15 protein-coding genes are annotated in these 21242 nt (G+C 39.9%); 8 read left to right on the top strand and 7 right to left on the bottom strand.

Annotation, left to right across the window (positions count from 1 at the left end):
* Nucleotides 1-2: 2 nt before the first annotated feature.
* Complete coding sequence (antA, locus tag ACS604_RS01760; protein WP_474769683.1) at nt 3-1418, bottom strand: anthranilate 1,2-dioxygenase large subunit; 1416 nt, start codon at nt 1416-1418, stop codon at nt 3-5.
* 219 nt (nt 1419-1637) lie between these two features.
* Here antA and ACS604_RS01755 point away from each other — a divergent pair, with 219 nt between their 5' ends.
* From ACS604_RS01755 to ACS604_RS01740, 4 genes are all read left to right on the top strand, one after another.
* A complete protein-coding gene (locus ACS604_RS01755; protein WP_474769681.1) occupies nt 1638-1988 on the top strand; it encodes a winged helix-turn-helix domain-containing protein in 351 nt (116 codons plus the stop codon).
* Nucleotides 1989-2171: 183 nt separating this feature from the next.
* Nucleotides 2172-2957, top strand: a complete 786-nt coding sequence (gene modA / locus ACS604_RS01750; RefSeq protein WP_474769679.1) for a molybdate ABC transporter substrate-binding protein — start codon at nt 2172-2174, stop codon at nt 2955-2957.
* Nucleotides 2954-3646: a molybdate ABC transporter permease subunit gene (gene modB, locus ACS604_RS01745; RefSeq protein ID WP_474769678.1), complete on the top strand. Its 693-nt coding sequence runs from the start codon at nt 2954-2956 to the stop codon at nt 3644-3646. The genes modA and modB overlap by 4 nt, the downstream gene beginning before the upstream one ends.
* A gap of 4 nt (nt 3647-3650) precedes the next feature.
* The gene (locus ACS604_RS01740) at nt 3651-4271 is read left to right on the top strand and encodes an ATP-binding cassette domain-containing protein (protein ID WP_474769677.1); all 621 of its coding nucleotides are present in this window, start codon (nt 3651-3653) and stop codon (nt 4269-4271) included.
* 46 nt (nt 4272-4317) lie between these two features.
* On the opposite strand, the gene ACS604_RS01735 is transcribed toward ACS604_RS01740, so the two are convergent.
* A complete protein-coding gene (locus tag ACS604_RS01735; protein ID WP_474769675.1) occupies nt 4318-5922 on the bottom strand; it encodes a PepSY-associated TM helix domain-containing protein in 1605 nt (534 codons plus the stop codon).
* 2 nt (nt 5923-5924) lie between these two features.
* Nucleotides 5925-6215: a hypothetical protein gene (locus ACS604_RS01730; RefSeq protein WP_474769674.1), complete on the bottom strand. Its 291-nt coding sequence runs from the start codon at nt 6213-6215 to the stop codon at nt 5925-5927.
* A gap of 413 nt (nt 6216-6628) precedes the next feature.
* Between ACS604_RS01730 and ACS604_RS01725 the strand changes: the two genes are divergently transcribed.
* Nucleotides 6629-7360, top strand: coding sequence for a 4'-phosphopantetheinyl transferase family protein (locus ACS604_RS01725; protein ID WP_474769673.1), 732 nt, complete (start codon nt 6629-6631; stop codon nt 7358-7360).
* Nucleotides 7361-7402: 42 nt separating this feature from the next.
* On the opposite strand, the gene entS is transcribed toward ACS604_RS01725, so the two are convergent.
* From entS to fes, 4 genes are read right to left on the bottom strand one after another with little or no spacing between them, the layout of a single operon-like run.
* Nucleotides 7403-8653: an enterobactin transporter EntS gene (entS, locus tag ACS604_RS01720; RefSeq protein WP_474769671.1), complete on the bottom strand. Its 1251-nt coding sequence runs from the start codon at nt 8651-8653 to the stop codon at nt 7403-7405.
* Nucleotides 8650-15801: an amino acid adenylation domain-containing protein gene (locus tag ACS604_RS01715; protein ID WP_474769669.1), complete on the bottom strand. Its 7152-nt coding sequence runs from the start codon at nt 15799-15801 to the stop codon at nt 8650-8652. Before ACS604_RS01715 ends, entS begins: the two co-directional genes overlap by 4 nt.
* Before the next feature lie 12 nt (nt 15802-15813).
* Complete coding sequence (locus tag ACS604_RS01710) at nt 15814-16029, bottom strand: MbtH family protein (protein ID WP_474769667.1); 216 nt, start codon at nt 16027-16029, stop codon at nt 15814-15816.
* Between the two features lie 29 nt (nt 16030-16058).
* Nucleotides 16059-17258 carry an enterochelin esterase gene (fes, locus tag ACS604_RS01705; protein WP_474769666.1) on the bottom strand — a complete coding sequence of 400 codons (1200 nt, stop codon included), beginning with the start codon at nt 17256-17258 and terminating at the stop codon, nt 16059-16061.
* Between the two features lie 266 nt (nt 17259-17524).
* Here fes and ACS604_RS01700 point away from each other — a divergent pair, with 266 nt between their 5' ends.
* The 3 genes from ACS604_RS01700 to ACS604_RS01690 are packed head-to-tail and all read left to right on the top strand — an operon-like array spanning nt 17525 to nt 21238.
* Nucleotides 17525-18295 (top strand): SDR family oxidoreductase, encoded by a 771-nt coding sequence (locus ACS604_RS01700; RefSeq protein ID WP_474769664.1) that lies wholly within the window; start codon nt 17525-17527, stop codon nt 18293-18295.
* A gap of 43 nt (nt 18296-18338) precedes the next feature.
* Nucleotides 18339-19577 (top strand): isochorismate synthase, encoded by a 1239-nt coding sequence (locus tag ACS604_RS01695; protein ID WP_474769662.1) that lies wholly within the window; start codon nt 18339-18341, stop codon nt 19575-19577.
* A complete protein-coding gene (locus ACS604_RS01690) occupies nt 19574-21238 on the top strand; it encodes a (2,3-dihydroxybenzoyl)adenylate synthase (protein ID WP_474769661.1) in 1665 nt (554 codons plus the stop codon). The genes ACS604_RS01695 and ACS604_RS01690 overlap by 4 nt, the downstream gene beginning before the upstream one ends.
* Nucleotides 21239-21242 lie beyond the last annotated feature (4 nt).

Below are 21242 nucleotides of genomic sequence, written 5' to 3'. Positions count from 1 at the left end.
GGTTACACCTCATCCATTAGGGCATTGTTTTCAAAAGTAATATCTTGCATTTTCAATGCTTTCTTGTTTAATCCGTCGAGCATTAGGCGTTGCCAATGTCCATGCTGGTTTACATAGAGTCCTTCGTGGGTAAACTCACGGCCAGTAATGACAGGTTGAATGCCTAAATCTTGTGAGTTTTTGGTCGCACCATATTCCCAAGACTGACAGCCACGAGAAATATCGCTCCAACGTTCAAGTCGCGCCTGAAAACCTTTTTGTTGTTCACGGAATTCAACTAGATCATCCGGCGTACCAAGACCCGACACATTAAAGAAATCTTCGAACTGGCGAATACGGTTACGGCGTGCTTCAGCAGATTCACCTTTAACCCCAATACATTGACTAATGACTTCAGTTTTATTCCAAGCCAGAGGGCGAACAATACGAAGCTGTGAGCTAATCTGGTCCATAAAAAATAGGCTAGGGTACAAGTTCAAGTTTCTTAAACGGTGCATTGCCCACTCAGCATATTTGTCGCCGTATTTTTCAACCATATATGGCATAACTGTGCTGTAACCTGGACGAACTGTTGGATTCGGCATATCACTGAATAAAACACTATGGCCATTTTTGAAGCTGAACCAGCCATCGTCAGTTTCTGAGTCACCCGCACCTAACTTGCTATAGTCAAGCGTATCGAGTTCTTCACCTTTTGATGCATTGACTTGCTGACGGTGTTGGACTGTAGAGACATAGTTATAGTGAACGGTACTTACATGGTAGCCATCTAAGCCATTTTCATTTTGTAGCTTCCAGTTACCTGCAAAGGTATAAGATGATTTGCCTTGAAGCACTTCGAGTTCACCCGTAGGCGACTGGTTAACCATTAAATCAAGAAACAGTTTTGCATCGCCCAAAAAGTCTTCTAGAGAATCTGTTGCTTGAGTATCAAGACTTACAAATACGAAACCACGATAGCTGGCAATACGGCCTTGTTTTAAGCCACGGCTTGATTTATCAAAATCTTCACAATATTCGCCAGGTGCTTTGACTTTCACCAAACGACCATCTGACTTATAGCACCATGCGTGGAATGGACAAGTAAATGTAGATTGGTTGCCTTTAGCAACGCGTGTTAAAGTCGCACCACGATGCTCACAGGCATTGACCATGGCGTGTAGTTCGCCTTTACCATCACGACTCACAATAATCGGTTGACGACCAATTTGAACTGTTAGGAAATCATGATTGTTTGGAATTTCACTTTCGTGACATGCATAAATCCAAACCTTTTCAAAAATGAATTCCATTTCCAAGTCAAACAGCTCAGGCTCAGTAAACATGTTGCGTGCGATACGAAACACGCCATCGTTAGGACGGAAGTCGATACATCCATCTACAAAATCATTCCATTGTTTTAAATTAGATGAGGTCATTTGCTCAATCCTATTCATTCAGCTTTTAACTGATTGAACCGCGATTAGGCTTTAGCCTCTATCCGTTTTTTCCAGAACTTTATCCACTTTGTGCAGTTTTGATTTTTTAATAAGACTATCTTTAAGATGTAATCACATTTTAAAAATGTATATGTCCTATCTTTTTTAATTTCCATATAATCTTAACCAGAACAAAATCAAATCTTGTGAATTAAGCCGATGAAAGAACAAAACTTAAAATTACAGATTAGAATTCTTTTAGAGCAGGACATAGCATTCGGCCCTGGAAAGGCAGACTTACTTGAAGCAATTGAAAAAACTGGTTCGATCTCACAAGCCGCAAAATCTATGAATATGAGCTATCGCCGTGCATGGCAGTTGGTAGACATCATGAATCAATGCTTCGAAACAGCTCTAGTAGAAACTCAAACAGGTGGAACACATGGTGGTGGGGCAGCCGTTACAGCTTTGGGCCAGAAAGTCTTACAACACTATCGTCAAATGGAAGTTAGTGCTCGACAAGCCTTAGAAAATGACTATCAAATTATGAGTAGTTATTTAAAGAAATAAGATGAGAAATATTTTATAAATCAAAGAATTTAGGCGCGAATCAATTTTATCTACCTATATAGTTTTCAGTTGCTCAGAAAAAATATCTAGCTTTATAAATAATTTCTACTTTTCATCGTCTATGCTTATCGCTATATTCTTGGGTATATATCGCTGCAAAAAACGACAAAAAGGTAAAACATAATGGTAAGTGATACGAAGATAAAAAAAATGGCTTTGGTCTCATCAATCTTAACTATGGGATTAGCCTTTAATATTCCAGCCAAGGCTGAATCGGTCACTGTTTATGCGGCAGCGAGCTTAACCAATGCCATTAACGATTTAGAAAAAATTTACGAAAAACAGAATAAAGTAGAAGTTAAAACGTCGTATGCAGGCTCATCGACATTAGCGAAACAAATTGAAGCTGGAGCACCAGCCGATGTATTTATCTCTGCTGATACGCAGTGGATGGATTATCTACAGAGTAAAAAATTAGTTGCAGCAAATGACCGTATAAATTTATTAGGCAACCGTTTGGTGCTAATTACTCCAAAAGGGCGGTCACTAAACGTAAAACTAGATAAAACAACCGATCCAAATAAAGTATTTACAGGAAAGATTTGTACAGGGGATACCAAAAGTGTGCCTGTCGGCAAATATGCCAAACAAGCTTTTACCAATTTAGGTTGGTGGAGCCATATTGAGCCAAAGTTAGTTGAAACAGAAGATGTTCGAGCTGCATTAAATTTCGTTGCACGTGGCGAATGTCAGGTTGGAATTGTTTATGCAACCGATGCAGCGATTAGCAAAGACGTGAATGTAGCTGGTGTATTTCCGATAAATACACATTCGCCAATTATTTATCCTGTAGGGTTGATTAAAAAGAACTCAAACTCAGCAAAGTTCTATCAGTTTTTACAAAGCAATCAAGCCAAAGCTGTTTTTAAAAAATATGGCTTTAACGTGTTGGCTCCAGTCAAGCCATGATGTTTTCTTTAACCCCAGAAGAACTCAGCGTTCTTCAACTTTCTTGTAAGGTTGCAGCAAGTTGTCTTGTGGTCAGCATTATTCCTGCAATTTGTGTGGGATGGTTTTTGGCACGTAAAGAGTTCTGGGGTAAGTCATTCATTGAAACATTGGTGTTTTTACCTTTGGTGTTACCGCCAGTTATACCTGGTTATTTGCTTTTACAAGTTTTTGGGAGCCGCGGTATTATTGGGCAATATTTGGCACCGCTCGGAATTGATTTTGCATTTAACTGGAAAGGCGCTGTTCTTGCCTCGGCAGTGATGGGTTTCCCGCTATTGGTACAATCTATTCGGCTAGCGATTGAACTGGTCGATCAGCGTTTAGAAATGGCCGCAAAGACATTAGGTGCCTCATCTTTAGGGGCATTTTTTCATGTCACTTTGCCTCTTGCCAGCAGTGGTATTTTAATTGGTGCTATTTTATGTTTTTGCCGCAGTTTAGGTGAGTTTGGGGCCACCATTACCTTTGTGGGTAATATTTCAAATGAAACACGAACTTTGCCTCTAGCCATGTATAGCCTAATGCAACAACCCGATACAGAAGCCGCTATTCAACGGCTTATCGTTTTATCGTTAAGCGTGGCTTTTTTAGCGCTATGGTTTGCACAGTGGTTTCATCGTTATCAAAAGAAGCGTTTAGGACGGTGAGATTATGTTGATTGAATGCCGTTTTCAGCTACAAATGGGTCAATTTCATATTGAACCTAGTTTCCAGTCAGATGCTACTGTTATTGGATTATTTGGTGCCTCTGGGTCAGGTAAAACATCGATTTTACATGCCATTGCAGGGTTGAACACACCGCATAGTGGACTCATTAAGATACAGGACCAAACATGGTTTGATTCAGATCAAAACATTAACTTGAGTACCCAAAAGCGGCATGTTGGATTGGTTTTTCAAGATGCTCAGCTTTTTCCGCATAAAACTGTAAAGCAAAATTTATTATTTGGTCTTAAGCATCTTTCCCAACAAGAACGTCACTTCGAAGCAGATTATATTATTGAGTTATTAAAGTTAGGGCACTTATTACAACGTATGCCCATCAAACTTTCAGGTGGTGAAAAACAGCGCGTGGCACTGGGTCGAGCATTGTTATATTCACCTAAGCTGTTACTACTTGATGAACCTTTATCGGCACTAGATGCGAATCATAAAGCTGAAATTCTTCCTTTTTTTCAGAAAGTAAAAGAAGAAATAAAAATTCCGATGATTTATGTGAGTCATGATATTCAGGAAATTAAACAACTGACCGAAACAATGTGGATTTTATAATTTTTCATTTTTCACACATTATTTCAGCCATGTTGATTTATGGTTGTTAGCTAGCCCATAAACTGCCTGTTGGAGCAGATTTTCGACGATCTTGGGCTTGTTGATAAAAACGCCAGAAAGCGAAAGCAAAAATGATAGCTAAGAAATCAACCACTAAGATTTCTCCACCATGTACCCATAAGCCACTTTGAGGAATAAAGTAAACTAAAACGGATGTAAGCGGAATCGCAAATAAAACTAAAACCAAAGTTAACAGCAGTTGTGGTAGAGCTTTTGCATAGCCAATCACAAAGGTATAAATCAAAGTCAGTAGGAATATCACATAATAACCGTACATAAATAGGTGATTCATACTTTCAATATTGAAAGCAGCGAAAAGCCAACGACTGGCCAACATTGTGCCCACGACTGCTAAAACACACCCTAAACATGCACCTATCGTTAAGTTCGCAAGGAACACTACATCTTTACGTTGAACAGGAACTGGATCTTCAGCACGCTTTTGTTTACGTGCACGAGTTTCAACCCAAAGAATGTTGCCCGTATAAAATAAGAAAGCGCCACCGACACCTAACACAAAATAAATCCAACGTACGCCCGTACCACCAAAACTTCCAAAATGTAAGCTGAACATAGCGTTGATTAGCTTATTACCGGCATCAGTCTGTGTGTTGATGCCTTTGTGATTAAAATGCTCTACTGCATATGGGTTCATACGCATAAAGTCATGATTCGCACCACGCAACATCTGATCTGAACTATAGAGGGCAATACGTGCATTGGCTTTTTCAGGCTTATCCAGACCACTGAACTGGATATAGTCGACTGAATATTCAGGCGCTACTTTTTTGGCTTGAGCTAATATTTGCTGAACATCGATTTGTGTTTGTTTTGGTTGAATAAGTGCAGGGGGAGAACGCTGGAAAACAGGCTGTCCTTTGAGTGCAAGTTGTCCAATAGCATCATAAAAAAAGTCATGAAAAGCAAAGACAATAACGCTAATACTAATAATGATGTGGAACGGTAAGCTGGTAATTCCAATCACGTTATGCGCATCTAACCAAAAGCGCTTTTTATTTTTACCAGGACGAATGACAAAATAATCCTTTACCAAGGTGGGTAATAGAATGATTACCCCTGAAAGCAGGGCAAGAAAATATAAAATCGAAACAACCCCCATCACATAAAGGCCTAGTCCGTGATGGCCTGCCATGCCCGGTATACCTGCCGTTTCATGCAACTGTTCAATTAGCCAACCTGCCTTAGATAAGTTTTCTTGAGCAACGATTAACTGACCTTTTTCATCTAAGCTTGCCATCCACGTAGTCTGAGCAGCATTAAAGCCATCTCCACGTTCATGTTCGCTCCACGTAATGGGCGCATAGTGAAATTCATTGGACGATAAATTTAGTGTGAAGTTCTTTTGCGCAGCAGGATAGGTGGTCTGTACTTTTTGAATGAGTTCATTATATTGGTCGGGTGAGACTTTCGGTAAAACTTGCTGTGTTGGCGTAGCCCACTTACTAATATGGTGCTGAAACATGCTGAGCCCACCAGCAAAGAAACAGATAAAAAGCAAAATCCCAGCACATACACCCACCCAAGTATGCATGCTTTTTGCTAATTTCATGATGTCTGAACGTACTTTCATGTTTAACCCCGTAAGACAAAAATACAGCTATACGCTAGGGCATTAGCAATGAATAAATAGATAAGCGCTTTTCGTCCAGTCGTAAAAAAATAACTGCCAAACATAATCGGCATCCAAAGCCAAGGAACACTCCACATACCCACTTGCATCAATAAATCCATGGCAACATAAGGTTGGCCTAATAAAACAATCAAATTACCAATAGCGATAGAAAGACTTAGACCAAAAACACCACCAGCAAAGGTTTTACTCCACCAGTCTGGCTGGATCGGAGACTGAATTTTAGCTTTCATGAAATCAGTTTCCGTTTAAAAAGTGCCATAAAAGGGAGGAAAGACCACACAAAAATGATGAGCATGAACCAACAAAAAGCGGCAACCACTTTCGGTAAGCTTGCAAAAAGTGCAATGAATCCAATGCCTAATAGCACTAGACCCAAATACTTAAAGAAAGTAGGAAGATGTTGAGACAACAGATTTTGGTTGCTATGACTACAATAGATACTGACCGCTCCCAACAGGGTCAAAAAAAGTCCTATAAGTTTCATAATCGATGTTTATAAGTAAATTAAAGTCAAAATTTACCCAACAGTATAAGTAAATAATAATTATTATCAAATGATAAGTATAATTATTTATCTATTTATGGTGAGTAAGTTAAGATAGGAGATAACTCATTAAAAATATTTATTTTGAAGTCGAATACAGTGAGTCATTATCTATACATTCCTGAACAAATCAGTACATCAATTTATGAAATATCGAGTCCTATTTTTCTTACATCAGAGCTATTTTGTTATGGGCTAGATTTATCGCAAACAACGCATTTGCATCTAGACCAACAATTAGAGCACCCCCTAAAAATTGCTCAAGCGTGTGTCAAACGTAAAAATGAGTATTTATGTGGCAGGGTCTTAGCTCAGGCTGTTTTAAATCATCATTTCGGTTTAGATCAGTCAATAACCTCTATGCATGAACCTTTGCCCATTTGGCCAACTCATGTTTTGGGGAGCATTAGTCATTCACAAAATAAGTTAATTGTTGCGCTATCTAACAATGCGGTTTATTTGGGAACTGATATTGAGCACTGGGTGACCTCAGAATTTGCTAAAGAGAGCGCACATCTTGTTTTAACGCCGTCTGAGTTTGATTTATGGAAAAGTAAAGCAGCTGAATTTTTTGATTTTGCCCGTTATGTGAGCTTAATTTTTTCTATAAAAGAAAGCCTATATAAAGCGGTTTATCCCACTGCAAAGCAATATATCGATTTCTTAGAAGCATCTATAGTTGATATTAATTTTGAAAATCAAACATTAACGCTAAATTTTTTGCCAGAAATTCAACAGCGCCATCAACTCTTAGAACAATATCAAGGTGGCTGGGCCGTAGAGCAAGACCATATTATGACTTGGGTTTTTCAGGCACATCATTCTACTTAAAACAAAAGAAGGCAACGAATTGCCTTCTTTTTTATTTAGAGATTAATTTTCTTGTAATTTAGGATCTTGGAATCCTGTTTCCCGCATATCTTGAGAGTTGAATAAGAACATAAAACCGACTGCAAAGCTTAATATGCCAAAGAAGAGGATACTTCCGGATATTGGTAAGAACCGAGTTAAAAGACCTAAAGTTGTGGTGGCAATCGAATCGCCTAATGCATCTTGTGCAAGCCAGATTGAATTAATACGCCCTAAATATTCATCAGGTGTATGTCCTTGCACAATGCTGTATTGAAGCAAGTTGGCAATCGACATCAAATATCCAAATACACATAAAATGGGCAAAGTCACGATTAACCACGGTGAAAGTCCAATCATAATCATGCAGCTAAAAACCCCTAAACAAGTATAGAGCATGACCAAGCCGGGTCTGAGTAAACGTGTTGTCCAGCCACTGAGTAAAGCTCCTAAAGTCGAGCCTAAAGGCACTGCCGTATACATAAGCCCGAGTTCGAATGCACCGCCGTGAAAAATTTCATCTGCCATTTGCGGAAAAATAATACGAATAGCACTGCTAAAACTAAGCAATGTGCCAATTAAAATCGTGCTACCGACTACTTTATTTTTAAAGACGAATTTAAAACCTTGAACTAATTGGCGAAGAGGGCTCTCGCCATTTGATACATGTTGCGGTTTAAGCGCAGGTAGTCCCATTAATAAAAACACAGTGAGTAAAGTACCTACGGTTGAGACCCAATACACGGTCGCAACACCGCTAGCAGCAATTAAAATACCGCCGATTGCAGGTGAAATAACGGTTGCAAGACGTACGGATACCATGCTGATTGCACGGGCTTGTACAATATTTTCGCGCCCTACAATTACAGGCATAATCGCCATCATTGCCGTTACACCGAGTGCACCAAAGAAACCATCCCATGCTGAAAGAAAGTAAATGGCATAAAGCGAAGGATGCTCAAACATGGCGTTGATGGCGAGGCCAGCAAAGCCTAAGCCACATACACCACGTGCCAATAAAATTAGCCATTTTCGGTCTTTGCGATCTGACAGCAAACCACCAAGTAACAAGCCAATAAACATGGCAATGCCTTCAAAAGCCATTGCAACTGCAACGTTAAGCGAGTTACCCGTAATATCATAGACTTGTTTGGGAATAGCTACGACCAACATACCAATGGTTAACAATGACAATGTGCGGGCAATAAATACATGTCTGAAATGGGCATTACGTTTTAAAAGACTAAAATCGGTCAATACAGATTTGAAACTCATGGCGTGTGCTCCTCTAAACCGCGCGCCTGACAAATCATGCGGTTTAAAATCGGACCAAGTGTTTCAAGCTGCTCGGGAGACAATATATTGGTATGGTCCGCTTCGCTGAGTCGAACAATATTGAGTTTTTTAACTAAAGGTGACCATTGTTGTTCTGGTTGGATATACGGCAGCAAGTCTTTTTCAGCGACAACTAAGTGTAGTTCACCATCAAAGTTTGGCATTTTATAAGGTTTTAATAAACGGACTGCATCGCGATAGTTTGCGAAAATATCTTCTTGTAAACGACGGGTTTCTTCACTTAATGCCGTATCTGCATCGGCTAAAATATCATTGAAGAATTGAAGCTGTTCTTGTTCAGCTTCAGCATTCATTTCCTCTACAGACAAATCTAACCATTGATGAATTTCAGCAGGGTAAGTGTCTAACAAGCCGAGATAATCGACTTTTTCACCTTGTTCAGTTAACTTTGCTGCAACTGCATAAGCCACAGTACCGCCAAGTGAATAACCTAATAAAGTATAAGGTCCTGTTGGTTGTTGCTTTCGCATAATCTCAAGTTGTTTTTCAACCAATTCGGCCATATCAGTACTATTTGCCAATAAGCCATCTGGTCGAGGAGACTGCAAACCGATAATAGGCAAATCAGAATGCAAATAACGATTCAGAACCGTATATTGCCATGCCGAACCAGAACCAGGGAAGAAACAGAACAATGGATGCCCTGAACCAGAACGGATTGGTAAGATAGGTTGCATGCCAGTTTGTTCAACTTCTGCTAAACGTTCTTGTGTAAGCAGTAAAGCTGCTAAACGTTGAATCGTGACATGACTCATCAACTGGCCAATTGGAATGGTCCGCTTAAATACTTTTCGGATTTCAATTGCAAGCTTCATCACCAAAATGGAATGTCCACCAATCGCAAAGAAATCTTCGTTTACACCAACATTTTGATCTGTATTTAAAACTTGCTGGAAAATACGTGTCAGTTCATGCTCAAAAGCACTAGTGGCGTACTGTTTTTCTGTATTTGAAGACTCTAGCTGTGGTTGTGGCAGCGCTTTACGGTCCAGCTTACCATTATGACTTAATGGGAATTGCTCGACTAATACATAGTGTGTAGGCACCATATATACAGGAAGCTGTTTCGCCAATTGTTTCTTTATCCGCTCAATATCCACAGGTGCTGTTGTTTGCAAGTAAGCAACCAACTGAACATCAGCTTTATTTTGTTCAGAAGGAACCGGGTGTACCACCACATCTAGACCACTGATTAAGCGTAATTGCTGTTCAATTTCACCCAGTTCTATACGTTGACCTCGTATTTTTAGCTGATCATCAGCACGGCCTATATATTGGATACTGCCGTCTGCATGCCATCGGGCAATATCACCAGTACGGTACATGCGTTGACCTGCTGCAAATGGGTTTGCCACAAACCGTGATGCGGTTAAGTCCGCTCGATGTAAATAACCCATGGCCAATTGATGACCTGCTAAATAAAGCTCACCGTCCACTCCAACTGGAACAGGGCGTAAGTATTGATCTAAAATATAAAGCTGGGTATTCCAGACCGGATATCCAATTGCAACGCTACTTTCTTCCGGGTGTAATCCCAGTGTTGCATCCATATAACTCACATCTACCGCAGCTTCCGTTGGACCATATAAGTTATGTAGCTCACAGCTAAAGTGCTCGGTAAATGATTTTGCTAAAGCTGTTGGTAATGCCTCACCACTACAGAACACTCGGCGAATTGGTAAACTTTGACGCTGAGCAGATGATAAAATTTCGGTAGCAGCATTTTCAAAAACAGCCAACATTGACGGTACAAAATGTAATGTTGTTACCTGATATTTTTGAATGAGGCTTAATAATGCCAATGGGTCACGGTGTGCATCTACAGGTGCCATAACCAATCGTGCACCTACTAAATATGACCAGAAAAACTCCCATACTGAAACATCGAAAGTGCATGGCGTTTTTTGCAAAATCGTATCGTTGGCTGATAGTGGATACTCTGATTGCATCCATAAAATACGGTTCACAATGGCTTGGTGAGAAACCATAACGCCTTTTGGCTGACCTGTTGTACCGGATGTATAGATTAAATATGCTGGATGCTGTGGGGTAATCACTGTCGTTTTATAGCTACTTAAATCAACCTTTGTTTCATCAAACAATTCATTAAAAGCAAAGGTGGCTATTGATTGAGGGGCAATAGCAGCTAGATCTTTTTGTTCACCAATAACAAGTTTAGATTTGGCATCCTGCAACATAAATTTGATGCGTTCAGACGGATGTTGTAAATCAATAGGTAAATAAGCTGCACCTGCTTCAATCACCGCTAAAACAGCAATACTTAGTTTGACTGATCTTGGTAGGGCAACCGCAACAATATCTCCAGCCTGTACACCTGCACTTTGTAATTGCTGCGCTAACGCACAAACTTGCAAACGCACTTCACTGAAACTGAGCTGATGATTTTCATCAGATAACGCCGTTTGTTCAGGCGTAATTCGAGCTTGTTCTCTGAGTAATTGCTGTAATGTGCTCTGGCGAACATAGTATTGAGTTTGATTCGTTTTCTGGATTAAATCGCGTTCTTCGGCCAGTTGTAAGCGATAATGAGCTAGAGAAGTCTCTGGTTCATTTAATGCAATTTCAATCAATTGAACCATTCGCTCTAAGAAATGTTCTGGCTGATCAATTACACCACGCTGTTCGAGTAATAGTTCAATTTGATGATCAGGAATAACTAACAAAGCAAGCGGGTAATGGCTATAACCACGATTTGTGAGTTTTGAAATCGCAGCATCACCAAGTTTTTGCTGTAAATACTGATTATCAGGATAGTTTTCTACGACTAACAAACTATCGAAAAGATTGCCTTGTCCCACTAATTGCTGAATTGCACCCAGTCCTAAACCATCATGTTCTAAATGTTCAACATGCAATTGCTGTAACTGAGTCAATTGTTCCCAAAGTGTTTGTTGCATGTTGAGCTTTACACGCACTGGAATCGTATTTAAAAACAATCCGATCTGCTGATCTAAGCCATTGATAGGTGCTGAACGCCCCGAAACAGGAGTACCAAACACAATATCTTCACGATGAGCATAAATATTTAAAGTCATTGCCCAAATCATTTGCATGAAGACATTGAGCGTGATGCCTTGTTGGCGTAATTTATGTTGAAGTTTTGCACCCAACTCGGCACTTAAACGATATGACGTTTCCTGTACAGCTTGCTGGGGTTGATTAAATAAAATAAGTGGTTGTAAATCAGCTAAATCACGTTGCCATATCGCTTTTGACGTTTCATGATCACGCCCAGATAAAGCTTTAATCACCGTTTCATAACTATGTTCAAGCACTGGCAGTGGTTGGTTGGTTTGCTGATAGGCTTTAATAAAGTCTTGTAAAAATAGTGGAGTTGACCAACCATCTGTTAAAAGATGATGCACCATAATCAATAATTCTGACTGTTCAGGAGCATGTTGAATTAAGGTTGCCCGAATTAAGCCATAGGGTTGGTCAAGGTGAATCGGTTGCTGTAATGCTTCTTGAATGGTTTGCTCAAGTAAATCGGAAGTAACTGAACAAAACTGAACTGGCCAAGCTTGAGTAGGGTGTAATGAATAGATAAAAACAGGCTCTTCAGCTAATTCGCTATCAAAATGCCCACCTAATTGAGGGTGATGTTTTAATACGGTAATCAACGCTTGCTGTAAACGTACCGGATCAATGTCTCCATTTAAACTAAGACGGGTAAAGGCATTATAATTTGATTGGTTTTCTACTTGAGATAAGAACAGCATGCCTTTTTGCAAAGGAAGCAAAGGCAAAATCGTGCTGTTTTTTCCATATTTTTCTTGAACTTTTTGTTCTAGATCCGCTGAAAATAACGGTTTTGAAACGGCCGCTTGTTGCTCATCTAAACGGGTAAGTTGCGGCGCTATAGCAGCGACTGTTTTAAATTGGAATACATCACTTGGTCTTAGGCCGTAACCACGTTGGCGCAATTGAGTACAAAGCATAATAGCCGAAATACTATCGCCACCTGTCATAAAGAAGTCGTCATCAATCCCAATAGCGTCAAGCTTAAGAACAGATGCAGTAATATGGCATAAAAGCTGTTGTTCAGGCGTTTTAGCCATTCGGCTATGTATACGAATTTGAGGCTTTGGCAGTGCTTTTTTATCAACTTTACCACTTACATTTCGTGGAAATTCGGACATAACAGTCAGGGCAGAAGGCACCATATATTCAGGTAAGTTTTGACGTAACTGACTTAAATATTGCTGGCTTAATTGCTCACTATTTTTTTCATCAAGTTCAATATCTTTGACTACACAATAACCGAGTAAACGATGACTGTTGTTAAGCGGTTCTGCAATCACGACTGCGCTTTCAACATTGGTTAAAATCGAAAGTGCATTTTCGACTTCGCCAATCTCGACTCGATAACCACGAATTTTAATCTGATCATCACAGCGGCCCATAAACTCAAGTTTACCCGCACTATTCCAACGGACTAAATCACCTGTACGGTACATGCGCTGTCCATGTTCAAATGGATTCGCTACAAAGCGGGCAGCACTTAAATCAGCGCGACCTAAATAACCATTGGCGATCCCAAAACCAGAAATATACAGCTCACCAATGACGCCAGTCGGGCATCGTTGTAAATGGCGATCTAATACATAGGCCTGTGTATTACCAATAGGGTTACCAATAACAGGGCGAGCGGTCTGTTTTAATTCTGCCCGGAAAGTATCAACTGTATATTCTGTTGGGCCATATAAGTTATGAGCAAAAAGCGCTGGCTGAGCATTGAGCTGTTGCCATAAGGCTAACGGAGCAGCTTCACCACCAATCAAAATAAGACTTGGATGATGCTGATTCTCAGCAAATAAGCCGTTTGTCATCATTTGCGCACAAAAAGATGGCGGTAAATCCAGTGTATCGATTTGTCGTTGTTGAATTTCTTGCACTAAGCCAAATGCATCACGACGCATGTTTTCATCAAAAATATGTAGCTCTTGGCCCCATAACATCCAGAAAACTTGCAACCAAGATGAATCAAACGAGAAAGAGTGGGTATGCGCTGCACGTAACGGACGGTCAGGGAAACGCTCATTTACCGCTTCTAATACAGGCCAGTAAATGGTTGGTTTATGCGACAAAATGAGGTTGAGTAAAGAGCCATGTGTGTTCATTACTCCTTTAGGGCGACCCGTACTTCCTGAGGTAAAAATTACATATGCAACATCTTGGAAATCAAATTTACGATTTTCGGCAGGAATATCACTCGCGTCTTGCTTTCGAATTTGTGTTTGAACACCTTCCTGATCAAGATGTAACTGCTGAATATTTTGTGGTAGTTGCTGTGCAAGAGCTTGTGTCGTTAATACAAATAATGGATTGGCATCTTCACACATCATTTGCATACGATCGATTGGATAATCTAAATCGAGAGGTAAGAAACTCGCACCAGAATTGAGTACAGATAACATCACCACAACTGAGTCAATCGAACGAGGAATAGCTCCCGCAATCACAGTTTGCTTTTTGGCCCCATTTTCTTGTAAAAAACGAGTCAGTTGATTCACTTGTACTGCAAGCTCAGCAAAACTGAGATGCTGAAGGTCTAGACGTTCACCACTCACAATTGCGGTACGTTCAGGATATTTTTTCACTTGCTCATAAAAAATATCTAAAACATTATTATATTGTTCAGGGTGACTAATACGTGGACCAATACCACTTTGGGTCAGGGCAGTAAGCTCTTGTGGTGTTGTAATATTAAAATTGCTACATGGCTGTTCTGGACGAATCAAGGCTTGTTCGAGCAATAACGTTAGGCGTTGACCGTGGTTAAATAGCTCATCTTGTGTATAACGCTGCGAATCTGCACGTAATTCGATAATGAGTTCATGATCTTGAACAATAAAGGAAAACTCAAAATCATCAATTGGTCCTGTAGAAATATGGTGTGTTTTGACCTTTTCACCGTCTAAAACCAAGTCTTGATCAAAAGCTTTATAATTTAAAATAGGGCCGTACATTCGTTCATGAATATCGATACTATTTAAATCTCTTAAAATTTGTTCTGCATCGTATTTTTGATGCGAACGAATTTCTCGTAATTGCTCTTGTACGTGTTGAGCCAAGCTCACCCAACTGTCTTTTTCAGCAACTTTAAACTTCACAGGTAGAACATTTACCGTAGGTAAGCTTGAGCGAATCGCTTTTGAACCTAAACGGCGCATAAATGGAATACCGTTAACCAACTCGGCTTTATCGGTCATTTTGTAAATATAATGTAATGACAATGACATCATCATGTCATTTAAAGCCAACTTGGTTTGCGCAGCTAAAGCCTGAATTTTCTCTAAAATTCCTTGCGAAAAACGCAGCTGATGCTTAACAAATGTTGCTGTAGTTTTTGCCGCTAAATGATGAGTACTTAAACTCATTGGACTCGGTAAATCTTCACAATAAGCTTTCCAGAAAGCTTGGTCTATTTTAAATTGATGGCTATTTTCATAAGCCTGACGTTCTGAAATAACTTCATTCACGCCAATGAACGGGGAAACCGAAAGATCTTTTCCTTCTTGTAATTGTTGATATAGCTCAACAATACGTTTGGTTAGGTTAATCATGCTAAAGCCATCAAGCATGATGTGGTGATAACGTTGATACCAATACACTTTGTCGTGTGTTGTAAATAGCACCTGACGGAACAGTTGAGATTCACCAGCTTTAAGTGATTTAGCACATTGACGATCTGATGGCATCCAGTCCCATAAGCGTTGTTGAGCTTTTTTAGGCGTTAAATGACAAAAATCAAATTCTTCGATTTGAAACTGAACTTGATTATTAAGCTCAATAAATGGTTGAGACGGGTCAGATGAATATGAAGCAATGACCGTGTCGGCTTCATTTAAGCCGATTTGAATTGCTTTTTTAAATGTGGGGATGTCGACAGTTTTTGGTAGTTCCAAACAATGCGCAATAGTATATAAATCTTCAATTGAACTTAAATGATCGGCAAGGAAAATGCCGAGCTGAGTAGAGGCCAATTCAAAATGAACGGGTTGTGAAAGGTCTGGAGTAAATTCATTGTTTAATGCCTGATTCATGACAATACTCCTTTACGCTTGTTGAAAGGGGTTAATCGCAACCCAGTGCTTTTTCACATATGCAATACACGAAGCCCGTGTATCCGGTCCATGCTGAACATCCCAACCCGACGGCACCTGATGTTGAGCAGGCCATAAACTGAACTCACCTTGTTGATTTTTTAAAACCTGAAAAGACAAACTTTCGTTATCGAAAGGATTAATATAGTTTTCCTGTAAGTTGCTCATGATATTGTTATCCTTGATGAAACAAATGGTTATAGTGAAAGAATTTTTTGCAATGCCTTCAGCAAGTCGGTACGCCAGTTCACGGCATCATGTCCGCCTGAAAAACTGTGAAAGCTCACTTGATTGAATGATTGCAATTGTTGATAAAGTTGTAGGGCATCGTCCCGCATATCGGTTTCATACGTGCCGGCACTGATATAAATTTGAGTTGTTTTTGATAATGGATGAGATAGGTTTTGAAGCAGTTCTAAAATATTCTCTTTATTTTTTGGACCTAACGTACTGTTCGAAAAATCTGACCACCAATAAGATCCAGACTGTAAAATCAGAGAAGTAAAAATGGTCGGGAACAACAAGGCGCTATGTAAAGCGCATAATCCACCTAAACTTTGACCACATAAGGTAATGTCTGTTTTAGAAATAAAGGAATATTCTTTTAGAAGCGTTTCAATAAGTTCATAAACCAACGCCTGACTAAACGCATCATGACAACCATAATCTCGTTGGCGTTGTTGACTATTTAAACTATGAACAAAAATATAAACTGCTGGGCGAATCTTATCTGCAACAGTTAAATGCTGAAGATCGGGAATAATCGAAAGCTCTCGGCTCCAGATTTGGCCATCAAGCAAAATGATGAGTGACAAGTCTTCTTGAGTTGATTGATGACTAATAAAAACGTCGACTAAATAGTCCTGCTGGCATAAGCGACTTGACCATTGAAATATGTTTGTAATTGGGCAATCGGCTATTAAAGATTTTGTGTTTTCAAGTTGAATTTGATTGATATATCGAGCCAGATGTCCCGTGTAAAATCGATGTTGATTGAATGGATCAATTTGAGCATTCTGTTTAAGCTGGGTTTGCCACCATGCGCGTCGTGTTGCTGCACAATCTGTTTCTGGGGCCTCCTCACTAGATGTCACGACCACATAACTACCCGCCCAAGCTAGAGGCAACTCTATTTCAAAAAAGTACACATCTGTCCCAGCTACGCGGCTAAAACGATTCCACTTTTGATAGATAGAAGGGCTTTGTGAATAGATATCGATATAAACAAAAAGGTTTTCTTTGAGTTCAGAACTACGCCAAATAAAGGTACATAGCGCTTTATTTTTTTGTAGGTTGACCAGCGGGCTACCTAGTTTTTTTACGGTATTCCACCAGACTTCATTCCCAACATTGAGTTGTTGAAATAGGGGATGTAAGGGTTGAGAAAATGGCTTCATTTTGAGTCCATCTCGACAAGAAAGCGCGGTCAAATTATCAGAATGATTCTCATTAGTAAATGAAAACAATTATCATTATAATCAATAAAAAAAGATGTGTTTTCTTTAAATTATTAAAAATCAATTAAATAAGGAGGGTTATTGGTTAATAAATAACTTGATTTAGATTGTAATCTTATGTTTGATATTTATCGCACTTGATAATAATGATAATTATTTGCAATTATGTGGCGAAATTTACTATTCGTTTTAAACTGGAGTAAAACATGAGCTCTACCATCGTAGTCACAGGTGCTGCAAGAGGTATTGGAGCTGCTATTGCAAAAAAATTATTGCAGCAAGGGTATCAAGTCATCGGCATCGACCGACAGGAAAACCCAGAACAATGGGAAATTACTCAAAAGCTAGAAGAAGGTGACATTTCACGTTGGCAAGGCTTCCAGCAAGATATTACTGATCAAGAAACAACAGCAAAGCTCATTAACAATATTTTAAACAAATATAGCGTGACGGGTTTAGTGAATGCGGCGGGCGTTTTGATTATGCGTTCTATGCTTGAAGCAAAAACAGAAGACTGGCAAACACTTTTCGCAGTAAATGTCATGGCACCCATCGCAATTAGTCAACAACTTGCCAAGCACTTTTGTGAAAAAAAGCAGGGAAGTATTGTCACGATTAGCTCGAATAGTTCACGGATGCCACGTATACAACTTGGCATGTACGCAACTACAAAAGCTGCATTGAGCCATTACTGCCGTAATCTTGCGCTTGAAATTGCACCTCATCAAGTCAGACTTAATATTGTTTCACCGGGCTCTACGCTAACCCAAATGCAGCAGCAGCTTTGGACAGATAATTCGCCTCCGTCTGCGGTACTCGATGGAGATTTAAGCCAATACCGTACAGGCATTCCCTTAAGGAAATTAGCCCAACCTGAAGATATTGCCAATACGGTGAGTTTTTTACTTTCTGATCAGGCCGCACAAATTACCATGCAAGAAATTGTGGTTGATGGAGGAGCCACTTTAGGCGTTTAAACATCCATTCATTACAACAAAATAACTGATAAGGAGTTGCGAGATGTCGGCACAGCATCCGTATTTTATCCAACGAGAAAATTTTACTGAAAGCCGCGTTGCACTAGCGCAAGAAATTTTAAATTGTGGAAATGACGCAGGTTTTATTTTTACCACGCCAGAATACACCATCAATAGTCATCAAAAATTACGAGATATTCAAGTCGCTAAAAATAGCTTTTTAAAAGATTGGTTAGATGAAGCGCGAACTCAATTACAGCATGCAATAAATGACGGTTATAAAGACGTCAAAATTATGGGTGGACTACCATTTTGCTCTGCAGCCGATGTCAATTTAATGCTCATGCAAAATGCAAAAATCTATCAGAAAGTACTCTATGCACAATCTGATATTGATTTTGGTTTTTTATCTTTAGAAAAGGCGGATTATTTCCCTTTAGGTGAACATTACCAACATCAAGTTGAGTATTTAGTTCAACAAATGCAGGCGAAAAAACTCGATAAAGCTGTACTAGCTCGTATTTTACAACTTGAATTTGAACAAAATATTCCTGTCTCAGACTTATTTTATAACTTAGCTAAGCATAATCCAGAAGGTTATAACTATGCAGTTGCGAGGCATCCTCAAAGTGAAGGGTGGTTTGTCGGTGCAAGCCCCGAACTCTTAATTGCAAAGCAAAATACAAAAATCTGGAGTAAACCGGTTGCCGGTACATTGGCTCGTGATGATGACCCAACCGTAGACCAAAACAATGCCAGAGCATTACTGGCTTCACAAAAAGATCAACGTGAACATGCTCTCGTCATCGAAATGATTGCCGATGAGCTCACACCTTTTTGCAAGCAATTACAAATACCTAAACAACCATCCCTCATTCGTACCAAACGCCTCTGGCACTTGGCATCCTATATCACCGGCGAACTTAAGAAAGCCGATACCCATGTTTTTGACTTAATTGAACGCTTACACCCAACACCCGCAATATGTGGGGAGCCTAGTCCAATTGCTAAAGAATTAATTCAACAACTTGAACCATTTAACCGTGAATTATTTGCAGGAACTATGGGCTGGGCAGATGAACAAGGTAATGGTGAATGGTCGGTGACTGTTCGCTGTGCCCGAATTTATCAAAATATTGCCCGTTTATTTGCTGGTGCAGGGATTGTGGAAGCATCTCGTCCGCAAGCTGAACATGCTGAAACTGCCGCTAAATTTCGTACTGTACTGGATGGATTCCAGATTTCACCCAATCAATTGCCAATACAAGGACCAAACACATGACAACACAGGTTTATCTGGATGGCGCCGTGCCATATCCAGCAGAGTTTGCTGAGATTTACCGTAAAAAAGGCTATTGGCTTGGGCAAAACATGAGTGATTTCTTGCGTGAAAGTGCTCAAAAATACCCAGAAAATATTGCTGTATATGATGGGGATAAAGCCGTCAGTTACGCTCAATTTGATCATTTAGTTGATTACTGTACCAGCCACTTATATCAACATGGACTAAGAGCGGGTGATAAAGCGGTTGTACAGATGCCGAATCACTATCAGTTCTATGTTTTATTTTTTGCACTGATTCGGCTTGGTGCTTTACCTGTGATGTCTTTACCTGCACATCGCTATGCAGAACTCAGCAGTTTTTTTAAACAAACTCAAGCAAAAGCTTATTTCTGTGCTGATTTTGGAGCACAAAAATTTGACTACCGAGAGCTTGCCGAAAAGCTTCAGCAAACTGCTCCTTGCTTACAACATGTATTTGTCCTTGGAAATGCCGGCAAATTTATAGCCATTCAAGATCTATTAAAAGAAACCCATATTTCAGATGAGGCGATTTCGCCAACTACGGCAGATCAGGTTGCTTTCTTACAACTTTCAGGTGGAAGTACCGGTGTTCCTAAACTCATTCCACGTACCCATGACGACTACTTATATAGCGTACGTGAAAGCGCAAAAATCTGCCGTCTCAATCAGTCATCACGCTTACTCATGGTTTTACCCGCGGCACATAACTTTTCAATGAGCTCGGCCGGTTCTTTAGGCATTTTTTATTCGGGCGGAGCTGTGGTTTTAGGAACTGATGCAAGTCCTGAAACTGCTTTTTCATTAATCAAAAAACACGGTGTGACTGATGCTTGCTTGGTTCCTGCTTTAGTCCGACCATGGATGGATAAAGCGGCAAAAGAACAAGATTCAATATTATCGACTTTACGTTGTTTGCAAGTAGGAGGAGCACGTTTACCCGATGCGGTTGCCTCACGCTTAATTGATGAGTTCCAAGTCAATCTACAACAAGTCTTTGGCATGGCTGAAGGATTGGTGAACTACACCCGTTTTGACATGACGAAAGAGCAGGTTATTCATACCCAAGGTTTAAAAATCTCACAAGATGATGAAATCTTGGTGCTGGATGATAACGATCAGCCAGTAGACGCTGGAGAAGTAGGGCATTTGCTGACTCGTGGGCCTTATACCATTCGCGGCTATTATCAAGCACCTGAGCACAATGCACGCTCTTTTACACTGGATGGTTTTTATCGAACAGGCGATTTAGTGCGTATTCGCGAAGATGGCTGCATTGTGGTAGAAGGGCGTTCAAAAGAACAAATCAATCGCGCTGGTGAAAAAATTGCGACTGAAGAGGTTGAACAAGCTTTATTAACTCACCCACAAATTCGCTTAGCAGCACTAGTTGCTATGCCTGATGAGATTATGGGGGAAAAAAGCTGTGCCTTTATTGCATGGCAAGCACAAAATGATGACCCAAGCCAAATTCGCCTTGCAATGTCAGTTCGTCAACATCTGAAAGACTATGGACTTGCTACCTACAAAATTCCCGATCGGGTCGAATTTATCGAGCAATTTCCATATACAGCCTTTGGAAAAATCGACAAAAAAAGATTACGTCAACAACTTGAAACTAACACCAATGTTCTTGCTTAAAGAT

This window comes from Acinetobacter sp. Li1LvA2 (genome assembly GCF_056156705.1).
The sequence above is the reverse complement of the archived record's forward strand: the minus strand, read 5'-3'. Positions and strand labels throughout refer to the sequence as shown.